The 19,869-nt window shown below is 51.3% G+C and carries 20 protein-coding genes and 1 pseudogene; 7 read left to right on the top strand and 14 right to left on the bottom strand.

The genetic code is table 11. The features are described 5' to 3' along the window. Nucleotides 1-119: 119 nt before the first annotated feature. The 4 genes from CEK71_RS18510 to CEK71_RS18500 all read left to right on the top strand — a co-directional run bounded on the left by CEK71_RS18510 (nt 120) and on the right by CEK71_RS18500 (nt 2,377). Nucleotides 120-887: an HNH endonuclease gene (locus CEK71_RS18510; RefSeq protein WP_088620767.1), complete on the top strand. Its 768-nt coding sequence runs from the start codon at nt 120-122 to the stop codon at nt 885-887. Between the two features lie 8 nt (nt 888-895). Beyond that, nucleotides 896-1,207, top strand: coding sequence for a hypothetical protein (locus tag CEK71_RS18505; RefSeq protein WP_146054478.1), 312 nt, complete (start codon nt 896-898; stop codon nt 1,205-1,207). Nucleotides 1,208-1,374: 167 nt separating this feature from the next. After that, the gene (locus tag CEK71_RS23985) at nt 1,375-1,506 is read left to right on the top strand and encodes a hypothetical protein (RefSeq protein WP_269766567.1); all 132 of its coding nucleotides are present in this window, start codon (nt 1,375-1,377) and stop codon (nt 1,504-1,506) included. A gap of 256 nt (nt 1,507-1,762) precedes the next feature. After that, on the top strand, nt 1,763-2,377 hold the full coding sequence (locus tag CEK71_RS18500) for a DedA family protein (protein ID WP_088620765.1): 615 nt from the start codon (nt 1,763-1,765) through the stop codon (nt 2,375-2,377). A 340-nt stretch (nt 2,378-2,717) separates the two neighbouring features. Here CEK71_RS18500 and CEK71_RS18495 read toward each other — a convergent pair whose 3' ends face one another. The 9 genes from CEK71_RS18495 to rpsB all read right to left on the bottom strand — a co-directional run bounded on the left by CEK71_RS18495 (nt 2,718) and on the right by rpsB (nt 10,917). After that, nucleotides 2,718-3,440 (bottom strand): disulfide isomerase DsbC N-terminal domain-containing protein, encoded by a 723-nt coding sequence (locus CEK71_RS18495; protein WP_088620764.1) that lies wholly within the window; start codon nt 3,438-3,440, stop codon nt 2,718-2,720. 142 nt (nt 3,441-3,582) lie between these two features. Beyond that, a complete protein-coding gene (rseP, locus tag CEK71_RS18490) occupies nt 3,583-4,953 on the bottom strand; it encodes an RIP metalloprotease RseP (RefSeq protein ID WP_088620763.1) in 1,371 nt (456 codons plus the stop codon). Then, a complete protein-coding gene (gene ispC / locus CEK71_RS18485; protein WP_088620762.1) occupies nt 4,953-6,137 on the bottom strand; it encodes a 1-deoxy-D-xylulose-5-phosphate reductoisomerase in 1,185 nt (394 codons plus the stop codon). The genes rseP and ispC overlap by 1 nt, the downstream gene beginning before the upstream one ends. Continuing rightward, nucleotides 6,134-7,006: a phosphatidate cytidylyltransferase gene (locus CEK71_RS18480; protein ID WP_088620761.1), complete on the bottom strand. Its 873-nt coding sequence runs from the start codon at nt 7,004-7,006 to the stop codon at nt 6,134-6,136. The genes ispC and CEK71_RS18480 overlap by 4 nt, the downstream gene beginning before the upstream one ends. 19 nt (nt 7,007-7,025) lie before the next feature. Further along, on the bottom strand, nt 7,026-7,784 hold the full coding sequence (gene uppS / locus CEK71_RS18475; protein WP_088620760.1) for a polyprenyl diphosphate synthase: 759 nt from the start codon (nt 7,782-7,784) through the stop codon (nt 7,026-7,028). A 16-nt stretch (nt 7,785-7,800) separates the two neighbouring features. After that, nucleotides 7,801-8,358 carry a ribosome recycling factor gene (frr, locus tag CEK71_RS18470; RefSeq protein ID WP_088620759.1) on the bottom strand — a complete coding sequence of 186 codons (558 nt, stop codon included), beginning with the start codon at nt 8,356-8,358 and terminating at the stop codon, nt 7,801-7,803. A 10-nt stretch (nt 8,359-8,368) separates the two neighbouring features. After that, nucleotides 8,369-9,082, bottom strand: a complete 714-nt coding sequence (gene pyrH / locus CEK71_RS18465; RefSeq protein ID WP_088620758.1) for a UMP kinase — start codon at nt 9,080-9,082, stop codon at nt 8,369-8,371. Between the two features lie 79 nt (nt 9,083-9,161). Beyond that, a complete protein-coding gene (tsf, locus tag CEK71_RS18460; protein ID WP_198328318.1) occupies nt 9,162-10,049 on the bottom strand; it encodes a translation elongation factor Ts in 888 nt (295 codons plus the stop codon). 124 nt (nt 10,050-10,173) lie between these two features. Then, nucleotides 10,174-10,917: a 30S ribosomal protein S2 gene (gene rpsB, locus CEK71_RS18455; protein ID WP_088620757.1), complete on the bottom strand. Its 744-nt coding sequence runs from the start codon at nt 10,915-10,917 to the stop codon at nt 10,174-10,176. A gap of 263 nt (nt 10,918-11,180) precedes the next feature. Between rpsB and map the strand changes: the two genes are divergently transcribed. From map to CEK71_RS24350, 3 genes and pseudogenes are all read left to right on the top strand, one after another. Further along, nucleotides 11,181-11,945: a type I methionyl aminopeptidase gene (map, locus tag CEK71_RS18450; RefSeq protein ID WP_088620756.1), complete on the top strand. Its 765-nt coding sequence runs from the start codon at nt 11,181-11,183 to the stop codon at nt 11,943-11,945. Next, nucleotides 11,942-14,587 carry a [protein-PII] uridylyltransferase gene (glnD, locus tag CEK71_RS18445; protein ID WP_088620755.1) on the top strand — a complete coding sequence of 882 codons (2,646 nt, stop codon included), beginning with the start codon at nt 11,942-11,944 and terminating at the stop codon, nt 14,585-14,587. The genes map and glnD overlap by 4 nt, the downstream gene beginning before the upstream one ends. A 235-nt stretch (nt 14,588-14,822) precedes the next feature. Further along, nucleotides 14,823-14,960: pseudogene (locus tag CEK71_RS24350) on the top strand (IS701 family transposase); the annotation flags it as partial. An 85-nt stretch (nt 14,961-15,045) separates the two neighbouring features. On the opposite strand, the gene hemJ reads toward CEK71_RS24350, so the two are convergent. The 5 genes from hemJ to CEK71_RS18415 form a co-directional block, all read right to left on the bottom strand. Then, nucleotides 15,046-15,471, bottom strand: a complete 426-nt coding sequence (gene hemJ / locus CEK71_RS18435) for a protoporphyrinogen oxidase HemJ (protein WP_088620753.1) — start codon at nt 15,469-15,471, stop codon at nt 15,046-15,048. Nucleotides 15,472-15,473: 2 nt separating this feature from the next. Continuing rightward, the gene (locus CEK71_RS18430; RefSeq protein ID WP_232463687.1) at nt 15,474-16,007 is read right to left on the bottom strand and encodes a peroxiredoxin family protein; all 534 of its coding nucleotides are present in this window, start codon (nt 16,005-16,007) and stop codon (nt 15,474-15,476) included. Between the two features lie 325 nt (nt 16,008-16,332). After that, the gene (locus CEK71_RS18425; protein ID WP_088620752.1) at nt 16,333-17,331 is read right to left on the bottom strand and encodes a glycosyltransferase family 2 protein; all 999 of its coding nucleotides are present in this window, start codon (nt 17,329-17,331) and stop codon (nt 16,333-16,335) included. Next, the gene (locus CEK71_RS18420; protein ID WP_157679404.1) at nt 17,325-18,908 is read right to left on the bottom strand and encodes a beta-1,6-N-acetylglucosaminyltransferase; all 1,584 of its coding nucleotides are present in this window, start codon (nt 18,906-18,908) and stop codon (nt 17,325-17,327) included. Before CEK71_RS18420 ends, CEK71_RS18425 begins: the two co-directional genes overlap by 7 nt. Next, entirely contained in the window at nt 18,866-19,867 is a 1,002-nt protein-coding gene (locus CEK71_RS18415) for a glycosyltransferase family 2 protein (protein WP_198328317.1), read from the bottom strand. The genes CEK71_RS18420 and CEK71_RS18415 overlap by 43 nt, the downstream gene beginning before the upstream one ends. Nucleotides 19,868-19,869: the final 2 nt, after the last annotated feature.

Below are 19,869 nucleotides of genomic sequence, written 5' to 3'. Positions count from 1 at the left end.
GATAAATTGAATCTGGTAGTTTTGAGAAATGTCAGGTAAAACCGTTTGCCCCATACCAATCAATGACCGTTCTTAAGTTATACGTTTATTATGTCGCATAATCAGCTTCGGACTCTATAATGGCAACTAAAAATAGCTGGACATATAATCAACTGCTAATCGCTTTCAATTTATATTGTCAAATGCCCTTTGGGAAAATGCACAAAAACAATCCTGAAATTATTAAATATGCGGAAATTATTGATAGAACTCCGTCAGCATTAGCAATGAAATTAGTGAATATTGCTAGTATTGATCCTGCAATAATATCAACCGGACGTAGTGGACTAAAAGGAGCATCAACATTAGATAGAGCGATGTGGGAAGAAATGCAACTTGACAGGGATGCTTTTGCCAATAAAATGCAACAAGCTATAAATACTTTTGAAATACCGGAATTGTCTTTAGACATAGACGAACTATATGATGCCGCTAATTATACCGGAAGCAACAAAACCATCCAATCGACAAGCCGAGTTGGTCAAACTTTTTTCCGACGTTCAGTGCTGAGTGCTTACAATAACCGTTGCTGCATAACAGGACTTGCCAATACAAAACTATTGGTAGCCAGTCATATAGTGCCGTGGCGAATAGATGAAACAAATCGATTAAATCCTAGTAACGGGCTTTGTTTATCAATGCTACATGACAAAGCATTTGATATGGGCATTTTGACAATTGCTGAAAACATGACTATCAGCGTTTCAAAAAAATATACCAGCCATGACGATCTTTTTTTTAATTCTGCAATATTGGCTTACGAGGGTAAGCCAATTTTTTTACCCCAAAAGTTTAGCCCTCTTGCCGATTTTTTACGCTACCATCGGGAATGTATTTTCAAAAAGTAGGAGCCGTTATGAATGTCAAATTTGAATATCTTTATCGGGATGCAGGAAACTTTAAAAACTGGGGCGAGGTTATCTTTTCCAACCAATATAACCTAAAACCCGACAGACTTAATTTAATAGCGGAGAATCTCTTTATAGAAAGGCGTTACTTTCTTGCTAACAAAATAGACATACCAGACTTACATTTTAAGGAATATAATCCACAGCTTGACCATGATTGGCATGAATTTCATAATTTCTCTTTAACAGATGAAACACCCAATGATTTAAAGCATCGTAACATTGGAGAATTTATAGATTTACTTAAAAACAACACATAAGAATACTTTTTTACAGATATTTTTCTGACAATTAAGGAACGGGGAGCCAATTGCCAGCAAGACTAGCTGCTTACGCGTCATTAGGCCTAACCGCCAAACAACCCTTGCCAATAAACCGCTACCACCCTAAAATCGGCGCAGTTTAGGACTCACAAAAAGGCCATCCCATGCCAACCCTCACCAGCCACAACGATAACGGCAACACCGTCATCTGCCCAGCACCTGTTGACCGTGCAATGGCTGAAGACCATTGCACTTCGTTCGGTGCGGCCTCTCCAGTGGAGTGCAAAGGTCTTTAGCCTTTGCCGAGGGCTTTAAGCTCTCGCCTAACCCAACAAATCAGGTTGGCTTGCCTCTGTAGTACTTACTATCCATCCGCCTCAAAAACAAATAAACCCACTTCCCCGCCCTGTTAAATTGACAATCCCGCCGCTATCAGCGATTATCTTCGGGCTAAGCATTGCCATATAACAATCGCCCGGCTACAGGCGCTAAAGACAGCCGTCTACCTGCCTGTGCCGGCAAATAATTATTGATAATAAGAGGGGTTAAACCGTGGAGGAGCTATTAAATTTCGCACAGAGTTTTGGGGGCATGATGCCTTATGTGCTGGTGTTCGTGGTCTTGCTGGCCTGTGGTCTGGGGTTGCCGATTCCTGAAGACATCACCTTATTCGTAGCCGGAATGCTGGCCTATTACGGCAAGGTGAATGTTGTGGCGATGGTGATCGTCAGTATGGCGGGGGTGTTGATCGGCGACAGCAGCATTTTTCTCTTGGGTGCGAAATACGGGTCGGAAATCACCAAAAAACCTTTTTTCAGTAAGATCCTGACCCCCGAACGCTTGGATTCTGTAAAGGAAAAGCTGCATCAGCACGGCAATAAAGTCATTTTTGTCTCGCGCTTTATGCCGGGCCTGCGGGCACCGACTTTTTTCTGCGCCGGGTCGCTGCATTTGCCTTATAAAGTGTTTCTTTTATACGACGGTTTGGCGGCGTTAATCAGTGTGCCGCTGATCGTTTGGGTGGTTTACCATTTTGGCCATTTGGCCGACCAAGTTTACAACGCCATCCGCGATGTCGAACATCTGATCGTCTTTGCCGTAGTCGCCGTTATTGCCTTTATCGCCGGAAAAGCGTATCTGCACCATAAAAAAGCCAGCCAACCATAAGGCCACACTAAAACGGCTAACATCCTTGGCAAGCGATGTTAGCCGTTACGCTATTTATTAGAACGCGCATAACATTAAGTGAGCGTTCCATTGCGGCTCAACGTGTTAAACCCCACCCCTCCTGAGCGAAGCCGAAGGGGCTCCCCTTCGCAGGGGAGGGAGCATTTTCCCCGTCATACAGGCGAAAATCAGGGGAACAAGCCCCTCCCCCTGGCAAGGGGGAGGCTGGGAGGGGGTTACAGAGCTACCAATATTAAATGTTAAAAAATATATGAACACCTACTTACTTGAAGCCTCGCCCTGAGCCTCGAAGCCTGCCCTGAGCGTAGCCGAAGGGGGATTAGCGGGGCTTTTTCTCAATTTCCAAGGCTTGCACCAATTCTTTCGCAGGCAAGTAACCGGGGTAGACATTGCCTTTTTCGGTGATAATCATCGGGGTGCCTTTTACGTCAAAATCAGCGGCCAATTGCATGTGTTCATCAACCGGATTTTCACAGGATTTGTTATCGATAGACTGGTCTTTCTTGGCGGCGGTTAACGCGGCGTTACGGTCTTTAGCGCACCAAACCGACACGGCTTTATTGTAAGACTCGGAACCTTTGCCGGCACGGGGGAAGAACACATAGCGGATGGTAATGCCTTGCGCCATGTAAGAATCAATTTCCGAATGCAGCTTGCGGCAATAGGCGCAATCAATATCTGTAAAAATAGTGACGGTATATTTAGGGATTTTCGCCTTAAAGATAATCATCTTCGCTTCGCCAAGCTTATCTAAAGCGGCCAGACGGACAGCACCTAATTTCTGTTCGGTCAAATCGGCGCGTGATTCGACATCAATCAAACGGCCTTGAAAAATATACTTGCCGTCTTCCGTGGCGTACAAAATATTTGCCCCCACCATAACCTCATAAATGCCTTTAATATCCGAAGGCCGGACAGAGTCCACGCGCACATCCGGCATAGATTTCGCCAACATTTGCTTAATGGCGGTTTCATCGGCATGGGCAACGGCTAAGGTTAACGCCGTCACCGATAACGCGGCAATCTTAAGTAGTTTTTTCATGGTTTTCTCGTGGGTTACAAATATAGAATGCTGTGGCTGTCCGACAGCAGTAACATGGATTTGTTCATATAGGCCTAAGATAAGCCTGCCTGCGGGGCAACATCCTACACGCCCCTTATTGTTAGCGGGTTTTTAAATCCACTTAAAAAAACTTGCGCTGCATATCCAAAACCAACGCCAAAACCATCACCCCGAACAGCAGCAGCATACCGAGTTGCTGGAAGGCCATTTGCACCCGTTCCGGCATGGGTCGGCCAAAAATGGCTTCCAAGGCAAAAAACAACAAATGGCCACCGTCCAATACCGGAATCGGCAATAAATTCAGCACACCTAAACTGACACTGATTAAGCCTAAAAATTTCAAAAACGGCACTAAACCAACCTCGGCGGATTTACCCGCATATTCGGCAATGCTCAGCGGGCCGCTTAAGTTTTTTACCGACGCTTTGCCGATGATGATCTTGCCGATCATTTTCAAGGTGCCGCTGGCATTATAATAGGTCGTTTCAAAAGCAACCGGGATAGCTTCCCAAGGCGGCAACACATAATCGACGCTTATTTTTTTGCGCAACTCGTCAGGAAACAGCACCGAAGCGCCGATCTTGCCTTCTTTCTGCTCGCCTTGAGGATCTGTTACCACTGCGTTGGGGATAATCGTTATAGGCATGGCCACGCCATCACGCTCAATCATCAGGCTAATCGGGCTGCCCGGATGTTTTTTGACGATGCCCACCCATTGCAGCCAGTCATCTAGCACAACCGTGTCGGCACTGACCAGCACATCGCCGGTTTTTAAGCCAGCGGCCAAGGCGGCGCTGTCCGGCAAAACTGTGCCGATAATAGGCTTGAGCTTTGGCGACCACGGCTTAAAGCCAAAATGCTGATAAAGCTTATCGGGGCTTTCGGCATCGCCTTCGGCCAACGTGATAACCCGCTCCCGTTGTTCATCCGCTGGATTTTTGACCGTGACCTGAATGCTCTGATCGCCGTCCATACCCGCCGCCATCAGCAAACTCATGGCTTCCGTCCAGGTCGGCGAGGTTTTGCCATTAACGGCAATAATTTCTTCACCGTCGGCAAAGCCCGCTTGCGCCGCCAAGGTACCTTGCTCGGCAACCCCGATAATCGGCCTAAAATCGGCCTCGCCGATCACCAGTACGCTCCAAAACAGCAATACCGCCAGCACCAGATTAAAAACCGGCCCGGCGGCGACAATAGCCGACCTCGCCCACAGGGCTTGGCGGTTAAAGGCAAACGGCAAATCCTTGGGGCTGACTTCGCCTTCGCGTTCGTCAACCATTTTGACATAGCCGCCCAAAGGTATCGCCGAAAAGGCATAGCGGGTATCGGCAGGGGATTTTTGGTACGACCAGAGAATTTTGCCAAAGCCGACCGAAAATATTAACACCTTTACGCCGACTTTACGCGCCACCCAAAAATGCCCAAACTCATGGATAGACACTAATAGCCCGATGGCGAGGAAAAAATAAAACAGCGTATGTAAGAAGGCCATTAACGGTCCAATTGGCTTAACACTTGGTTGGCGGCTACCCGCGCTTGCTGGTCTGCGTCCAAGACAATCTCCAGCGTGTCGGCTGGGCGGACGGTAAACGCCGCCATACTGCGTTCGATCACCTTAGCGATGTCGGTAAAGCGGATCTGCCCTTGCAGGAAGGCCTCGACGGCGATTTCGTTGGCGGCATTTAACACAGTCGGCATAATGCCGCCCGCATGGATGGCCTCGTAAGCCAAACGCAAGCAAGGGAAGCGTTGGAAGTCAGGGGCTTCAAAATCCATACGCCCGACCTTAAAGATGTCTAGCGGCTCAGCGCCGGAGTCAAAGCGTTCGGGGGCGGCAAGGGCATGGGCGATAGGGATGCGCATATCGGGGTTGCCCATTTGCGCCAGTACCGTGCCGTCGACATAATCGACCATCGAATGGATGACGCTTTGCGGATGGATGACAATTTGGATTTGCTCAGGCTGCATGTTGAACAACAGGCAGGCTTCGATCATTTCCAAGCCTTTGTTCATCATGGTCGCCGAATCGACGGAGATTTTTTTGCCCATATCCCAATTAGGGTGGGCGACCGCTTGCGCGGGGGTGACATCGGGTAATTGTTCTAAAGGGGTTTGCCGGAACGGGCCGCCGGAGGCAGTCAATAAAATGCGCCGTACCAGCGGGCTATGCTGACCGGCTTGATAAGCGGCGGGCATACATTGGAAAATGGCGTTATGCTCGCTGTCAATCGGCAGTAACTGCGCCCCGGCGGCGGTGACGGCCTGCATAAAAATGTCGCCGGACATGACCAAGGCTTCTTTGTTCGCCAGCAATACGGTTTTGCCCGCTTTGGCGGCGGCTAAGGAAGGCAACAGCCCCGCCGCGCCGACAATCGCCGCCATGACCGAATCGACAGCGGGCAAACTGGCGACTTGCTCCAAGGCTTTAGCCCCCGACAACACTTTAATGTCGGATACTATCGAGGCTTTAATTTTTTCCCGAAACGCCTGTACCCGCTTTTCATCCACCACCACCGCATAATCGGGGTGGTGCTCCAAGCATTGACTAAACAGCAGATCGGTATTGGTGTTGGCGGTTAAGGCCACGACCCGGTATAAGTGCGGATGCCGCGCCACGACATCCAAGGTACTGACCCCAATAGAGCCGGTCGCGCCGAGTATGCAAATCCCTTTCATGATACGCTCCGATAAATCAGGAACACGCCTGCATAAAAGAACGGGGCGGCGGCGATAATGCTGTCTATCCGATCTAAGATACCGCCGTGGCCGGGTAATATCGAGCCACTGTCCTTAACGCCGCGTTGGCGTTTGACGACACTGAAAAACAAGTCGCCATAAATCGAAATCAGCACCGTCAAAGCCGACAGCAACACAAAGTCGGCAGAAATCATAATCGGGAACAGGTAAATCAGGCACAGGATAATGCCGCACAACGCCCCCGCCGCCAAAGCACCGTACATGCCCTGAACCGTTTTGCCGGGGCTGATTTCAGGCGACAGCTTGACCGTGCCATATTTTTTGCCGACGAAATAGGCGGCGACATCGGCGCCCCAAATCAGCAATAAAAAATACATGGTCATTTCTGAGCCATAAAAAGACCGCAAGCGTGACAGGAACATCCATGTCGCCAACAGCACAAACCAACCGATAAAAACCTTGTAACGGGGTTTTAATTGCAACGCCAAGACACCGCCGGGGGCGTTGCGGATCATAATCATCATCAGCAGCCAAAACATCACAGGCGGAACCGCCAGCCAGTCCAACACCCCCGAATAAGTTCTGACTTCCGTCCAATCTAACAGGGTCGCCACCACTTCCAGTAGTTGTGTCCAAAAATGGATGCCTAACATCGGAACTATCATCATCACCAAAAACAACACGCGCTTAAGCAATGAGTTGATGCCAATCAAGTTGCCCCATTCCCAGCCGCCGATTAGGGCGATAATCGCCAACACGAGGGAGAAATAGTCAATCGGCAACAAAAAGACGGCGAGGGCAATCAAGGTTGCCAAGATAGATGCTGTGATAATTCGCTGTAATAACATGGGTAGGTCTTAAGATAAATTATAAGGTAACGGATCGGTTAGCTATCTGCTCGCCGGTATGGCCAAACCGGCGTTGCCGGCCCGTAAAGCTGACAACCGCCGCTTCCAGCGCTGCTTCGTCAAAATCAGGCCACAGCGTCGGGGTAAAATACATTTCCGTGTAAGCGAGTTGCCACAGCATAAAATTGCTCACCCGCTGCTCGCCGCCCGTACGGATAAACAAATCCGGTTCCGGCAACCCGGCGGTAGACAAATGCTGGTTCAGCAACTGCTCGGTAATCGCTTGCGGCGGCAATTCGCCCGCCGCCATTTTATCCAGCACTTGCTGGCAGGCCTGGCACATATCCCAGCGGCCACCGTAATTGGCGGCAATCACTAAGGTCAGGGCGGTATTGTTCTGGGTCTGCGTTTCGCCTTCGGCCATTTTTTTCTGCAAACTGTCAGAAAACTGGCTCCGGTCGCCGATAAAACGCAAACGGATATTGTTGCGGTCCAGCTTATTAATTTCACTTTGCAGCGTCGCCAAAAACAGGTTCATCAGCATGGACACCTCATCTTGCGGTCGCCGCCAATTTTCGCTGCTGAACGCAAATAGGCTCAACACCTCTATCTTATTTCTGGCGCAATACTCGACCATCTTCCTGACGGTCTTAACGCCTGCCTGATGACCGAACGCGCGGGGCATAAAACGCTTCTGCGCCCACCGCCCATTACCGTCCATAATAATGGCGATATGGCGGGGAGTCGCCGCCGAAAAGTTCAGGTCATCATTGGACATAACGTTAATCCCAGTCTTAAATGGACAATAAGTCAGCTTCTTTGGCTTCCAACAACTTCTCCACATCTTTGACAAACTGGTCGGTCAGCTTTTGGATTTTGTCCTCGCCTGAACGTGCCTCGTCTTCTGAAATCAACTTTTCTTTTAACGCTTTTTGAATGTCGGAATTGGCATCGCGGCGGATGTTGCGGATCGCCACGCGGCCATTTTCAGCTTCGTGCTTAACGACCTTGACCAAACTCCGGCGGCGCTCTTCCGTCAAAGACGGCAACGGCACCCGGATAACCATACCGTTAGTCGCCGGGTTAAGCCCCAAATCGGACTTTAAGATCGCCTTTTCAATCGCCTGCACCATGCCTTTTTCCCAAGGCGTGATAGTCAGGGTACGCGAATCTTCCACCGCGACATTGGCGACTTGGGAGATAGAGGACTCAGTGCCGTAATAAGACACCGTCACCTGGTCCAACAAACTCGGATGCGCACGGCCTGTGCGTATTTTAGAAAATTCATGTTTCAAAGCGTCGATGCTTTTACCCATACGGATAGAGGCATCTTTTTGAATATCATTAATCATTTTGTGTTCCTCATTGAATAAGTGAGCCGATGTCTTCGCCGGTCATCAGCCGCATAATAGCCCCCTGCTCAAAAATATTCATGACCCGCATCGGCATATTGTTTTCCTTACACAATACCAAAGCGGTGGTGTCCATAACATTTAAGCGTTGGTCCAGGGCTTCGTCATAACTTAAACGCGGGTAAAACGTCGCATCTTTAACTTTTTCAGGGTCGGCCGAATACACGCCTTTGACTTTCGTGGCCTTAATCATCAATTGCGCGTTGATTTCTATCGCCCTGAGGCTGGCGGCGGAATCGGTGGTGAAGAACGGATTACCCGTCCCGGCAGCAAAAATCACCACCCGGCCTTTTTCCAAATGCCGGACGGCACGGCGGCGGATATAATCTTCACAGACCTGATTAATCTTAAGCGCGGACATCACGCGTACCGGTTGCCCTAAATGCTCAATGGCATCCTGCATGGCTAAGGCATTGATGACGGTGGCAAGCATTCCCATCTGGTCGCCGGTGACGCGGTCCAGGCCTTGGGAGGCCTTTTCCGCACCGCGCAAGATGTTGCCGCCGCCGATCACCAAACCTACCTGAACACCGCAGTCACACAATTCTTTAATTTCGGTCGCCAGCCGCTGCACAATGTCGGCATCGATACTGCCGCCCACATCGCTCATTAAGGCTTCACCGCTTAATTTCAACAATATTCTTTGGCAAATCAGCTTGGTCATAGTTTTATCGGAGGTCGGCTTTTAAGGGGTTACGTCTAAGTGGCAAGCATTTTATCCCAAGTTGCTTGGGATGCGGACATTAACTGCCGCGTACTTGCGCCATGACTTCTTCGGCAAAGTTTTCTTCTTTTTTCTCAATACCTTCGCCCACTTCAAAACGGCTGAAACGGATGACTTTATTGCCTTTAGAAGCTGCCAACTTACCGACGGTGATTTTATCGTCTTTAATGAACGGTTGGCCTAACAGGGTAACTTCGGCCAAGAATTTGCTGATCCGTCCGACCACCATTTTTTCGATAATTTCCGCAGGCTTGCCGCTTTCTGCCGCTTGCGCCATGAAAATTTCTTTTTCTTTGGCGATAGTTTCAGGCGACACTTGGTCTTCGGACACGCAAATGGGTTTGCTGGCGGCAATGTGCATGGCGACATCTTTACCTAACTCAGGGTCGGCAACCGCCAACTCAACGATTACGCCCATTTTGCTGCCGTGCAGATAGCAAGCGGTGCCGCCTTCTGAGGCGGTGAATTTTTCAAAACGTCTGACGGTGATGTTTTCGCCCAATTTGGCGATCAGGCCACGGCGCATTTCGTCGACAGTAACGCCATCTTCCAACGGCATCGCCAATAATTGTTCTTCGGTTTGAATATCGGCATTTAAGATACCGACCGTCACGTTTTTGACAAAGCTGACAAAATCGTCGGCTTTGGCAACAAAGTCGGTTTCGCAGTTAATGTCAACGATAGCGACAGTTTTGCCGTCGGGGCTGACTTGTACGCCAATGATGCCTTCGGCAGCGATACGGCCTGATTTTTTGTCGGCTTTCGCCAAACCGGCCTTACGCATGTTCTCAATCGCCAATTCCATGTCGCCTTCGGCTTCAACCAACGCTTTTTTACATTCCATCATGCCTGAACTGGTTCTCTCGCGTAGCTCTTTCACCATTGCTGCACTAATAGTAATACTCATTGCTCGTTTTCCTCGCCTGTTTTTTAAAAATAGTCTGTGTCACTATAAAAACGCCCCCGTTAAGGAGGCGTTGTCTAATCCAATCCCGGCCCTTACGGCATTTGCCGTAGGCCGGAAACGGCCTTTATTCTGCTGCTGGCGCTTCTTCAACAAAGTCGTCGGCTTTGGCGGACAGGCCTAAAGTCGCCGCTTTGGCATCCAATACCGCCGCGCACACGCTTTCGCAATACAGCTTAACGGCGCGGATTGAATCGTCATTACCCGGAATGACATAATCCACTTTGTCAGGTGAGTTGTTGGAGTCAACCACACCGACCACAGGAATGCCCAATTTTCTGGCTTCGCTGATGGCATTTTTTTCGTAGCCGACATCCAAGATGAAAATCACATCAGGCACGCCTTTCATGTCTTTAATGCCGCCGAGGCTGCGTTCCAGCTTTTCCAGTTCGCGCTCCATACCCAAGGCTTCTTTTTTGCCGAAACGTTGGTACAAAGTGCCGTCCGCTTTCATCGCTTCCAGCTCTTTCAGGCGGTTAATTGATTTTTTGATGGTTTTAAAGTTGGTCATCATGCCGCCCAACCAACGATGGTTGACGTAAGGCATACCACAACGCGCCGCTTCTTCGGCGACCACTTTACGCGCGGCTTTTTTGGTGCCGACAAACAAAATAGTGCCTTTGTTAGCCGCCATTTGACCCAGATAGTTCATAGCGTCGTTAAATAAAGGAAGCGTTTTTTCCAAATCGATGATGTGGATTTTGTTACGCGAACCGAACAGGTAGTTAGCCATTTTGGGGTTCCAGTAACGGGTTTGGTGGCCAAAGTGGACACCCGCTTCGAGCATTTGACGCATAGATACTGCTGCCATTTATTTCTCCTAAAGATTAAAATTCGGGACACTTGTCCCGAGTGGGTTACGCCTCCACTTATCCCGTCTGGAAACCAGTCCGCACACGGCGACCCGGCACCCTTCCAAACGTGACGATAAATGTGAGTATTGGTACAAAAATGAACTTATCTTTATACCATATAAAGCTTTTTACAACAAGCCAATCTCTGTTAAACTCTCCAGTTCCTTATACTTTTTGACCCTGAAATACTGCCGACAGCAGTAGCCATTGCTAATTGACTATGAGCATCATTATAAAAAACGCCAGTGAAATCGACAAAATGCGTGTGGCAGGCCGACTGGCCGCACAAGTCTTAGAAATGCTCGAACCTTTTGTCGTCCCCGGCATCACCACCAACGAGCTAGACCAAATTTGCTACGACTATATCGTCAATGTCCAAGAAGCCATTGCCGCGCCGCTGAATTACAAAGGCTTCCCCAAATCCATCTGCACCTCGATCAACCAGCAGGTTTGCCACGGCATCCCCAGCGACAAGAAACTTAAATCCGGCGATATTGTCAATATCGACATCACCGTCATTAAAGACGGCTATCACGGCGACACCAGCAAAATGTTTTGTGTCGGCGAGGTCAGCCCCCACGCCAAACGGCTGGTAAAAATCACCCAAGAATCCATGTACAAAGGCATTGAGCAAGTCAAGGCCGGGGCTACCTTGGGCGACATCGGCCATGCCATCCAAAAACATGCCGAAGGCAACCGTTATTCGGTAGTACGCGAATTCTGCGGGCACGGCATCGGCAAAAAATTCCATGAAGACCCGCAAGTCCTCCATTATGGCAAGGCGGGTAGCGGCGACGTGCTGGACGCGGGCATGATTATCACCATCGAGCCCATGATTAACCTGGGCAAACGCCATGTCAAAGTTTTAGCGGACGGTTGGACGGCGGTCACTAAAGACCATAGCTTATCTGCGCAATGGGAACATACCATACTGGTCACCCCGACCGGCTATGAAATCCTGACCTTACGCCAAGAAGAACGGTGAAGCCTTTGTATTCTGAACTCTTTGACCAGCCCGACCACCTGCAACAGTTTAAGCTTTTGCTGAAACACAACGAGGCGGAACTTAAACAAAAATTCGACCCGCACCAATCGGTGTCGGCGCTTATTAAAGAACGCTCGGACTTTATCGACAATCTGCTCAGCAGCGCGTGGCGGCATTTTCTCGGCATCAAAGCCGCCCGCTTCGCCCTCATCGCCGTCGGCGGCTACGGGCGGCGCGAACTGTTCCCCTATTCCGACATCGACATTTTAGTGATGCTCGACAACGGCGAAGAGGACGGCGACGACAGCGGCTACCAAGAAGATTTGGGCAACTTCTTCACCTTCCTCTGGGACATCAGCCTCAAACCCGGACAAAGCGTGCGCACCATTAGCGAATGCGTGGCCGAAGCCATTAAAAACCAGACGGTCATGACCAGCCTGACCGAAATCCGTCTGATTACCGGCAACCCTGACTTATTTGATGAACTGAAAGAACAGACCTCGCCCGACCATATCTGGCCTTCGGACTTGTTTTTTCAAGCCAAAATGACCGAACAGGAGCAACGTTACGCCAAGGCCCATAACACCGCCTACAATCTGGAGCCGAACGTCAAAGAAGGCCCCGGCGGCTTGCGGGATATGCAGGTCATCGCGTGGGTGTTCAAGCGCCATTACCATTCCTCCACCCTGAAAGAGCTGATCAAATACAATTTCATGCCGGAGTCGGAATATAACGAGCTGATTGCCGCCCGCGAAGTGCTGTGGCGCATCCGTTATGCCCTGCACCTGCTCACGCAACGCGGCGAAGACCGCCTGATTTTCGACTACCAACGCGACCTCGCCCAACAATTCGGCTTTAGCGGCGCAGACCAGCAATACAACCAAGACGTTGAACGCTTCATGCAGTTTTATTTTAAAACTGTACAAGGCCTGGAGCGGCTGAACGAAATGCTTCTGCAACTGTTTAACGAGCGTTTCGTTTGTGGCGAAACCGGTTGCCGACCCACCGACATCAGCGAGGACTTTGTCGCCATCAACGGCTATCTGGAAGCGGTCGATGAAGACGTGTTTACCCGCAACCCACTCTTATTGCTGAAAATTTTCCTCATCCTCCAACAAAACACCAGCTTAAGCGGCATCCGCGCCACCACCATCCGCCTGATCCGCAAAAACCTGCACCTGATGGACGACGCGTTCCGCACCGACAAGGCCGCTAACCAGTTGTTCATCGAACTGTTGCGGCAACCGCGCGGCATCACCACCCAACTCAAACGCATGAACCGCTACGGTGTCCTGGCCGCCTACCTGCCCAGCTTCGCCAACATCGTCGCACGGATGCAGTACGACCTGTTCCACATTTACACCGTCGACGAACACACCCTGTTCGTGATCCGCAACTTGCGCCGCTTCTCGATTGAAGCCCATTGCAACGAAATGCCGTTTTGCCACAAAGTCTTTTTACAAATCCAAAAACCCGAACTGCTCTACCTCGGCGGGCTGTTCCATGACATTGCCAAAGGCCGCAACGGCGACCACTCCACCATCGGCGAAGACATCGCCTACCAATTTTGCCTACAGCACGGGCTGTCCAACCACGACAGCAAACTGACCGCTTGGCTGGTACGCAACCACCTGATGATGTCCATGACCGCCCAACGCAAAGACATCAGCGACATCGATGTCATCCACGAATTCGCGCAATTGGTCGGCAGCATCGAATACCTTAACTACCTGTACCTGCTCACCGTTGCCGACATCCGCGCCACCAACCCGGAACTGTGGAACTCCTGGAAAGACGTGCTGCTCAAAGAGCTGTATAACAAAACCCATAGCGTCCTGCACAAAGGCCTGCAAAATCCGGTCACCCTCGCGGAACGGCTGGCGGAGAACAAAGCCGAAGCCAAAGACGAACTGCGCCAACTGGGCTTATGTGAAAGCGTCATTGACAAGACGTGGCACAACCTCAGCGACGATTACTTCTTACGTTACGCCACCGATGAAATTGTCTGGCATACCCGCGCCATCGCCTACGCCGACCCGGCCGACCTGCCGATGGTGTTATTGGAGCCGCATACCCAACGCGGCAGCGCGGAAATATTCGTCTATACCGAAAACTGCGGGCCAATTTTTTCCCTGTGCACCGCCACCCTCGACCAACTGGGCCTGACCATCTTAGACGCACGGATCATGACCACGCTGAACGATTACACCCTCAATAGCTTCCAAGTATTGGAACAGTCCGGCGAGCCTATCCAAGACCATTACCGCGAGGAACATATCCGCACCGCCCTGCAAACCAGCTTGCGCAAACAAGAAGTTAAAAAACACAAAAACCTGCACCGCCAATCACGCCAGGCCCGCCATTTCCCGATTCCGACCCGCATCCAATTTTTAGACGACCCGCTAGGGCGGCATACCGTTATCGAACTGGTCACCACCGACCGCGCCGGCCTGCTGTCCCAAATCGGCCAAGCCTTCATCAAACAGCACATTAACCTGCACAGCGCCAAGATCACCACCATCGGCAGCCGCGCCGAGGATTTGTTTTACGTCACCGACCCACAAAACCAGCCGATTACCGACCCGGTACGGCAACAGCACATCTACAATGAAATGGCCGCGATGTTAGAAGCCGAGCATTAAACCCGATAAGGAACGTGCATGAAATAAATCTGTAGTAGAAGCGAAAGTACGGCAACCCCTCCCTATTTTCGCCTGTACGACGGGGAAGGCATAAGCTCCCTCCCCTGCGAAGGGGAGGGCTGGGGTCACTGCCATTAAGTTAAGGAAATTCTGTTCAGAAACAATGTTTTTTCTTCCTTTTATGGAAGTTCAGCAACCCCCTTGCCGATGTCTTTTGTCTGGGCGGGTTACGGTGCTTTCGTTCCAAGCAAGGTTCAAGCTCGAATGCCTGAAGATAAAACATAAAACCAATCATTTCGCTATGCGGGCCAAGCTGTTCGTCAAGGCCAACCAAATGGCTTATGAAGAGTTGCAAAAACTAAGGGCTGCGTAACATCAGTTACTATGTCGAACATAAACCTTTTCCTTACCAAGAGATCCGTCCACCTGCCGCCCTCACGGACTAAAGGCCGTAATACCTAAAAAGGCCTGACCACCGCCAAGATGACAATCGCCACCAAAAACAGCACCGGCACTTCGTTCATCCAGCGATAATAGACATGGCTATGGGTATTACGGTCCTGCTTAAACGCCTGTAACCATACCCCGCACAGGATATGATAAGCCACCAAGACCAGCAACAAGGCCAGCTTGACGTGCAGCCAACCGCTGCCCGCATAAGCCGCCCACGCATAGCTGTGCAACATCCACAGCCCAAACAGCCACGTCGCCACCATGCCCGGTGTCATAATGCCAAAGTATAGCTTGCGCTCCATCACCTTAAAGCGTTCGTTGCTGATGGCATCATCGCTCATGGCATGGTAGACGAACAAACGCGGCAAATAGAACAGGCCGGCGAACCACGTCACCATAAAAATCAAATGCAGGGCTTTTAACCAAAGCATAGTTATCCTTTTAAAAAACGGTCCAGCGCGGCGCGTATCGCCTGCTCATCAAATAAACCCGTGTACTGTAAGGCAATGCGCCCATCGGGGGCAATTAAAAACGTGGTCGGGGTCAGGGCGACTTGGCCAAACGCCCGCGCCGACGCTGCCGTTAAGTCCAAGGCGACCGGATACGGCAACTGCTGTTCGCCCGTCATCGCCACCACATGGCTGGGTGGGTCATAGTACATGGCAATGGCGAGCATCTCCAAGCCCCGCGCGTGATAATCCTGATACAAACCGCGCAGCGGGGGGATTTCTTTGATGCAGCCAGCGCAATCGGTCGCCCAAAACGTGACGATGACCGGCTTGCCGCGCCAGTCCGACAGTGTTAGCGTTTGCCCGGTAAGGGTGGTTAGCTGTAAAGCCGGGGCAAACGCCAGCGGAACCGGCGCCAAAATCGCCAACGCGCCAATGAGCGCCAGACCTAAGGCAAGCAACCAGCCTGTACGGCGTTTTATTATCATTTTCTCGATCATCAAGTTTTTAACATTCAAATCAATAGCCCGGCTACCGGACATTGGAAATAAACACAAGTTAATTTAAAACAACAGGTTGCAACGAAGCCCGTCTCCCTCACCTGATGGGGAGGGGAGAATCTAAATAAGGCTTTTTTCATTAATTCGGACAGAAAGCAGTCTGATTAAAACCTCTAAGCCATAAGTATAAGCCATTGATTTTATTCTCCCCACCCCAGCCCTCCCCATCAGGGGAGGGAGCCGTTTTACCCTACGGCCTTGTGTTTTTAACAAATGCCCCACCCTAATTGGCGGGCTTTATGAAAAACTTGATCATCAATGATTTTAACCCTTAATGTACCGCTTAGCCCGGCATTGCCAAGGCATCGGCAAAATAATCCAACGCCCGGTAGCGGTGTTCGCCTAAGGGCGATAGGATGCCTTGCGCCAAGTAAGCCTCCAAATTCAGCAACCGGGCATATTCTTCGTCCAGCTTACCGTTTTTATACAGCGCGTACCAGCGTTTGACATGCCAAGCATGGGCGGGCTTGCTGCCAAAGTGCTGTTCCAGATTTTCCAAGCCCTCGCCATTATTGATGATTTTCCGGCAAAATTGCGCAAAGCCGCGCACCGGAAAATGCAGCACTTCTATATCGCAAGACGGCTGTTTACAATAATTTTGCCAATGCCTAGGCTGAATGTCATGGTTGCCCTGCACCACTTCCAAATAACCTTGGCGGGTGGTGTAAATGACTTTATTGGGGTAACGGTACAACAAAAACGACCGCCAATTGACTTCATCCATCACTTTCGGCAGGGCTTTGACTATCGGGTTGCTGACTTCGTAAATAATATCCCCCGGAAAACACTCGGCCCCGCCGCGATTGGCGATCAGCATATTTCTGACCGGCACCGACAACACATCCACATCGCTATAGCGGGACAACTCGGTTTTTAAGGAACCGCTACGCGGTAACCATAACTCATCGGCATCGGCGTGGAAAATCATATCGGCGGCAAAGGCCGAACAGGCTAACCTGCCCATGCGGTTGACCCAGGCGCGTTGCTGGAACACCCGGCTCGGCTCGTGGAGCAAATGCACGACCCCCTGCTTGGCGTATTCTTCGAGGATTTCTGTCGTGCCGTCGCTGGAGCCGTTATCGGTGGCGACGATAAAATCCACCCCGTGGTCGAGATGGAAGCGCAGATTGCCTTCGATGACGTCGGCCTCGTTTCTGACCAATAAGGTCATCACCAAGCGTTGCTTGGCCGGTTGCCGATTATCCCCCGCTGCCGGCGACAATAACGGGCGGGGTTGGTAGTGGCCTGCCATTTGTCCTAGTATCCCCAAAAAACTTAACATGTAAAACCTGTTTTTAGACGGCTGACATAAGAGCTTAGCTGGCTAATGCCCTCATCTGAAAGGTGATGCTGGTGTGCGGTTAATAATAAGCAGCGCTTACCCGCTCGGCGGGCTTCTTGCAGATTATCATGTAAAACCATATTAGCGAAGGCGGTGTCCCAGGCCAGCCCGTCGGGGGTTTGGTAACCGTCAGCGGGCAGGATAAAAATAGGCGCGGCCTGCGGGTCAAACAGAATGACTTTTTCCATTTCATGGCCGCAGGGCAGGCGTAAAACAAAGCCGATAAACTGCGCCGGTTGGGCTTGGAGGACATCCGCCAAAAAATTGGGCCGTTTCATATCGCGGACAGCGGGCTTGTCGGCGGGGTAAAACGGATGTGCCCAGCCGGATACGCCATAGTCAATATGGCTGCCATGAAACAGCTCACCATAGCAGCTAACGCCCGGCAGGGCGTTTAAGGTTTGGTGGGCGGTTTCAAGCCGGGTCTGCTGGTCGCAGACTAAGACAAAATAGGGCCGCTTATTCCATTCCAAATCGCCGTACCACGCATCGTGCTGCCGACCGATGACGCGCCGCCCCGGTAAGCCGCGCCATTGTACGGCGGTAAACGCTTCGTAAGCAGGCAATTGCTTACTGAGCCGGACGGGTGGGGCGGCAGGTTCAGGAGCGGCCAACACTTGGTCGAGGCGGTCGCGCAATAAGGTGGCGTGTGCCGATAATTTCCGCGCAAAAAATCGCTCTTGTCGGCACAGAAAGTCAAAATGGTCGTTATATAACAGCAAGGGGCGGCCTTGCTGGCTAAAATGGTAAAAAGTCAGGCTGCTGGAGACAATGCGCCCGGCAGGCACCAGCGCCGCCACCAGGGTCGGAAAAAACAGCTCATCCGGCACCCAAGTGGTTTTGAAGAAGGCGCGGAGGGCGCGGCGGCGGCTACGTTCCAGCACCTGTTGCGCGGTCGTGCCGGTCAACGCCCACCACTGGGAGCCAAAGCGCGGACTAAGGTCTTCCGGCAAACGCCGCCGGATGCCCAGTTTTTTTTGCACTGTCACCATAAAGCTGAACAGCTTAGGGCGTTTGCGCCAATTTAGCCAATGGTAATGCTGGTAACGCGCCTGCACCAAACCATCGACCACCCATGTCTCGTGTTCGGGGTTTACGCATTCGATATATTCGCGGCCACCGCCTTGGCGAAGAAATGCTTTGAGCACGGGCAAGGGTTTGATGGGATAGTCGGCTCCGCTCAGCAGAATCACATAATCAAAGGCCTCAATCGAAGTTGCCAGCTCCGCCAGCCCCGCCAAGGTCGCCTCGACCATGCTCCAGCCCCCCCATTCGACCGCATGGCGGCGGGCAAAGCGCAGGCGCGAGCGTTGTGGGCCGTCCAATTGGCTATATGCGGCGGCGGCTAAGTCGAAAGGGTTTTTTTTATCCCAATGCACCACCACTAAATCGCCGTCAACCAACAGCCGCCGGATCAGCCGGAACAGGTTGTCGCTATCGTCATGCGCCAAAATGATAAACGCCAATTTCATCACTAAAACCACCGCCCCGTCGTCATCAGCCCCAAATCGACACACTGCCGCCAGTCTTGGAAACGCACCGACGCGCTAGTCCAAAGATAGGCCTGTGCGTCCAGTCCCGCCAAGTAGCGCTGATACTCAAAAGAACCGGCATAATGCTCTTGGCGGTGCACTTCCTCTTCGGCTTTTTCGCGTAACAGGGACAGATACTTAAAATGCAGCAAGCAGCCGGTCGGGGCCAGGGTGTCGGCAAAGTGCGGGTTATTGAGGCGGTTCGGCCAGACAATATGGGTGGAGGCGATATACGCGTAATACCAACGCCACTGCACCAGCACGGTTTTGTTCAGGGCGGGCGACAGTTCGGGCTGGTCGGCGAAAAATGCCCGCCGCCGCACCCCGCCGCGTATCCACCATTCGCCATAGTGTGGGCGTTTGTCCTGATAATAGCCCGTACCGTCAAACCATGGACAAATTGCCAACGGGTCTTGGCCGGCCTGGTAGGTGGCTTGCTCTATGGCGGTGTCGCTGTACATGTCCAGCATGAGGGTAAACAACGACGGCTTGCCTTCCTGCTCAAGGTAATGGGTCAGTTCCCGCAGATTACGGCTATCGCTATAGGGGTAAACCAAAAACTCGTCGGGGTCTACCGTCAGGCACCAATGCCCCGTACCGTATTTGCGCAGCAGGAAATTCAGCCAATGCACACCGAATTTCGCGGCCTTATAGCTGGCTTGGGTATGCCAGACCGAACAATCGGCCGCCGCGCCGATCACTTCCAGCAAGCCATCATCGGAACCGTTATCGATAATCAGAAAATGGCCGACCCCTAAGTGCCGGTAATAGTCGAAAAAATACGGCAACCGCACCGCCTCATTGCGCAACACGATAAACGCTAAAATATCCTTGCCGTTAATGTGTGCGGTGCAATCCTTTACCAAGGCTAAATCACGGCCATGCCGCCGCGCCTTAAGCTGGAGGGGGAGGGCTTTTTTTAAAAAACGCAGGATCTTTCGCAAAA

It is taken from the genome of Methylovulum psychrotolerans, from assembly GCF_002209385.1.
GTDB classification, from domain to species: Bacteria; Pseudomonadota; Gammaproteobacteria; order Methylococcales; family Methylomonadaceae; genus Methylovulum; species Methylovulum psychrotolerans.
The sequence above is the reverse complement of the archived record's forward strand: the minus strand, read 5'-3'. Positions and strand labels throughout refer to the sequence as shown.